This is a genomic window from Neisseria sp. P0022.S010, from assembly GCF_051956635.1.
This window is the reverse complement of sequence record NZ_JBQCXF010000241.1, coordinates 1-4370: the sequence shown is the minus strand read 5'-3', so window position 1 is coordinate 4370 and position 4370 is coordinate 1. Positions and strand designations below refer to the sequence as shown.

Genomic DNA, 4370 nt, shown 5'->3' with positions numbered 1-4370 from the left:
GTTTTGCTGAGGTAAGTTTGGCTGCGCACAGGCAGCCAAAAGCAATAAGGCTGCAACCGATGATAATTGTTTTAAATTCATGGATATTCCTTCATAGGCCGTCTGAAATCAAACGCTTTTCAGACGGCCTTTTGATTTTATTTGTGTTTTTGAGTATGCGGTTTACTGGACGTTATACCAAATTTGGACATTGTCTCTTTTAATACTCGGAGATTGCTTCCGCGCTTCAAACCGTCATTCCAGATTTCTTTGGCCTTGTCTTGGTCCCCAAGCGTCCATAGGACTTCGCCCAAATGCGCGGCGACTTCGGCTTCAGGTTCTTTTTCATAGGCATATTGAATATATGGAAGCGCCATTTGCGCATCGCCTTTAAGATAATACGCCCAGCCTACACTGTCATTAATTGCTGCGCTTTCCGGCTCCATTTGATAGGCCGTCTGAACCATTTTAAACGCTTCCTTCAAATCCTTGCCGTTGGACAGCAAGGTATAGCCCAAAGCATTCCAACCGTGTGGATTATCCGGATACAACTCAACAACTCGGCGCAAATCGGCAATCGCCTTGCCTGGCTGATTCAGCTTCTCATACACCATCGAACGCTGATACAACACATTGGCAAGCAGCTCGGGAGAAGCTTGGGTTTTCAAGGATTTTTCAGTGGAATTTACCAAGCTGTTCAAAGCGTTCAACGATTCTTGAAGATTGGTATTTTTAGACAATACAAACAAAGCCGTATTCAGCAAATCACTGGCTTCAAAATAACGTCCTCTTTGCTCGGGCATTTTTTGTGCGCGTTGCACCAAAGCCCAAGCCTCTTTATGGTTGCCCTGTTTGGCTTCGATAGAAGCGGCCAAAATAGTTTTATCAAACGTATAAGCCGTTGCCGTTACCTTGTCCAGCCATTGTTTGGCTTTCGCAAATTCTTCAGCATCATTATAAGAAACCGCACCAATCAAAGCCGCACGGCTGCGCTGCTCTTCCGTACCGGCTTTATAAGCCTTTTCCAGATAGCTGTTTACCGCAGAAATATTTTCCGTCTTGCTGGCGGACAATAAGGCGGCCTGAATATACAAATCAGGGTTTGGATTTTCTTCCAACAAAGTCTGCAAACGCTTAAAGGCCTGATCATTTTGACCATGGGCGATCAAATTGGCGATGTCCAACTCCTGCCAAATCGGAGATAAGGTTTTGGTGTCTGTATCTTTGAAGAAGCCGTCCAGAATATCAGGATGCCGTTGCGCCATCAGTCGCAACGTAACAAAAGTCGGCGGCAGGATTTCGTTGTCCAACTTAGCCAATCGCTGCAATGCTGCAATGGCGTTTTTCTTTTGACCGTCTTTTGCACTAAAAATTGCATCCGCAATCGCTGCTTCTGGAAAGTCTTTATAATTCAGTGCCGTTTTATGTACCTGCTTGACCGCATCGCTGGTCAGATTCGGCTGTTGGGCTGCGGTTTGCGCCAAAAGCAAGAACACGCGCTTTTGCTCGTCTTCACTACCACCGGCAATCACCTTGTCCAATCCGCTCAAATTCTTATCGGCTTTGCCCAGCAGCAAATTGCGCAACCAAGTCATACGCTTTTGTGTTTCACCAGGCTCCGGCTCGATTTCGCGCCATTTTTGGTAAATGGCTTCAGCCTGTTCAAAGGCATTTAAAGAAACTGCCATCTCCAAAGCGCGTTCGGCCACTTCGGGAGATTTGGTGCGATGCAACGTCAAAATATAAGTAAACAGAGCAGAAGCCGCATCACCCTTTTGCAGAGCCAGTTCTGAATTTAACAAAGTGAAAACCTGCGAGGTACGGTTTTGTATACCCAACAGACGTATCCGCTCCTGCTCGCGCTCTTCGGGAGAAAAACGGTCGGCACGGCTTTTCTTTTTAATAATCTTAGCCGATTCAAAAACTGCATTTGAATCGCCGGGCGCGGCAAAAGTTTGTGTAGCAAACAACATCATGACAGCCGCAGCTGCCACTCGAATACGGGGTGGGGAAAACAACATAACTATCCTTTTTGAGAACCTGCCGGCATTTTCAGACGGCCTAAGCACTTGCAAAACAGACGCAAAGCTTTATTTATCATTCAGGCATAACTGTAACACACGCCCCCTATTTTGTTGACACGGTAACCGTAAACCTTGTGTAATCCTCATCTGCATAAAACGATCAGCATCAAAGATGAATACCGACCATCTTATCCATTTCCTAACTCAAACTTCACACTTCAGTAGCCGTATGCAAGCAGAGCACAATCAATTAGTTACCCCAAAAACGGTCAAAGAAGCAGCCGTTTTGGTCAGCATTGTCTTGCATGAAGGAGCATGGCAAATTTTACTGACCAAAAGGGCCGAGACCTTAAGGCAGCATACCGGACAAATCGCCTTTGCCGGCGGCCGCAAAGATGTTCAAGACGACAGCCTAACGGCAACGGCGTTAAGAGAAGCTTATGAAGAAACTGCCATTCCGATTACCGCATGGCAGACTTTTGCGCCGCTACCCTTCTATGACACGCCTTCCGGCTACCGTGTTACGCCCGTTCCGGCAATTTGCACCCATTCTGTCAACCCCAAAGCCAACCTCGACGAAGTAGCAGAAATTTTTTATCTGCCTTTGAGCTTCGCCTTAAACCTGAGAAACTACACATTCCGCCAGCTTCATCACAATAATCAAACCCTCGCCCTCCCCGCCCTGCCTTTCCGACACTACGACATCTGGGGGCTGACAGCAATCATTCTATATGGACTGGCTGAACGTTATCAGCAATATTGCCAAGCTTTTAAATAAGGCAAGGCCGTCTGAAAAAATAGGAAAGAATGGTTTCTGATTTTCTTATGGTGTTTGGTTATATACCTACCACAACAAAATAAGTTATAGCGACAAACACAAAACAGGAGCAGAAAATTTCAAAATAAACGATTAGAAAATAGTGTAACGATATAAAAATTCATTTTTTCACAAATAAATTGTGCCCTCTTCATTTTTCAGACGGCCTTTGCCTGCGTATAATATCGGTCTAATTTACAATTCAAACGAGCTTAGCCCAGCCATGACCGAATCCATCCGCCTGCCCGCTTCTACACTCAAGCCTTCTACCGTTGCCCTGCCCGGTTCCAAAAGCATCAGCAACCGCACGCTGCTCTTGGCCGCACTCTCCGACAACGTTTGCGAAATCCATTCTTTGCTCAAATCCGACGATACCGACCGGATGCTTGAAGCACTCGATAAACTCGGCGTACAAATTGAATCTTTACCCGAAGGCCGTCTGAAAGTTCATGGTACCGGCGGCCGCTTTCCCAACCAAACCGCCGATTTGTTTTTAGGCAACGCCGGTACGGCATTCCGCCCTTTGACTGCCGCGCTTGCCGTTTTGGGCGGCGACTATCATCTGCATGGCGTGCCGCGTATGCACGAACGCCCCATCGGCGATTTGGTGGACGCGTTGCGCATTGCCGGTGCGGACGTACAATATCTAGGCAATGAAAACTACCCTCCGCTTCAGATCGGCAAACGCCAAGACAACGGCGAGCGCGTTATTCCGATTAAAGGCAATGTGTCCAGCCAATTCCTGACGGCCCTGCTGATGGCTTTGCCCTTGACCGGACAAGCTTTTGAAATCCACATGGTAGGCGAGTTGATTTCCAAACCTTATATCGACATCACGCTCAAGCTGATGGCGCAGTTTGGTGTGGAGATCATCAATGAAGACTACCGTGTATTTAAAATCCCAGCCGGTGCCAAATATCATGCACCCGAACATTTATATGTAGAAGGCGATGCTTCCAGCGCGTCTTATTTCTTAGGCGCAGGCCTGATTGCCGGTACACCCATCCGCGTGACCGGTATCGGCGCACACAGCATCCAAGGCGACGTTGCCTTTGCGCGTGAATTGGAGAAAATCGGCGCAGATGTGATTTGGGGCGAAAATTTTGTTGAGATTTCCCGCCCTGCCGAGCGCAAGATTCAGGCTTTTGATTTGGATGCCAACCATATCCCCGATGCGGCCATGACTCTGGCCATCGTCGCACTGGCCACCAAACAACCCTGCACCCTGCGTAATATCGGCTCATGGCGCGTCAAAGAAACTGACCGTATCGCCGCCATGGCAAACGAACTGCGCAAACTGGGTGCAGAAGTCGTTGAAGAAGCCGAAGCCATTCATATTACGCCGCCCGAAACACTTACCCCTGATGCCGTCATCGATACTTATGACGACCACCGCATGGCCATGTGTTTCTCGCTGGCTTCGCTTTTGTGCGTTCCCGTCATCATCAACGATCCGAAATGTACGTATAAAACTTTCCCCGATTATTTCCAAGTTTTTGCATCATTGACCAACTGATTGATTATTCAATGTTTCAGACGGCCTGTTGCAT

At 47.7% G+C, this 4370-nt stretch carries 3 protein-coding genes; 2 read left to right on the top strand and 1 reads right to left on the bottom strand.

Going from position 1 to position 4370, the window contains the following annotated elements:
- Positions 1 to 137 precede the first annotated feature (137 nt).
- Positions 138 to 2000, bottom strand: coding sequence for a tetratricopeptide repeat protein (locus tag ACTHUT_RS14490; RefSeq protein ID WP_250600353.1), 1863 nt, complete (start codon positions 1998 to 2000; stop codon positions 138 to 140).
- A 175-nt stretch (positions 2001 to 2175) separates the two neighbouring features.
- Between ACTHUT_RS14490 and ACTHUT_RS14485 the strand changes: the two genes are divergently transcribed.
- Both ACTHUT_RS14485 and aroA read left to right on the top strand, forming a co-directional pair.
- The gene (locus ACTHUT_RS14485) at positions 2176 to 2781 is read left to right on the top strand and encodes a CoA pyrophosphatase (protein ID WP_250600351.1); all 606 of its coding nucleotides are present in this window, start codon (positions 2176 to 2178) and stop codon (positions 2779 to 2781) included.
- Between the two features lie 262 nt (positions 2782 to 3043).
- Positions 3044 to 4336 carry a 3-phosphoshikimate 1-carboxyvinyltransferase gene (gene aroA, locus ACTHUT_RS14480; RefSeq protein ID WP_250600349.1) on the top strand — a complete coding sequence of 431 codons (1293 nt, stop codon included), beginning with the start codon at positions 3044 to 3046 and terminating at the stop codon, positions 4334 to 4336.
- Positions 4337 to 4370: the final 34 nt, after the last annotated feature.

Excerpts from the sequence above, each read along its gene's own strand:
- ACTHUT_RS14490 (WP_250600353.1), bottom strand. The coding sequence starts at position 2,000 with ATGTTGTTTTCCCCACCCCGTATTCGAGTGGCAGCTGCGGCTGTCATG.
- ACTHUT_RS14485 (WP_250600351.1), top strand. The coding sequence starts at position 2,176 with ATGAATACCGACCATCTTATCCATTTCCTAACTCAAACTTCACACTTC.
- aroA (WP_250600349.1), top strand. The coding sequence starts at position 3,044 with ATGACCGAATCCATCCGCCTGCCCGCTTCTACACTCAAGCCTTCTACC.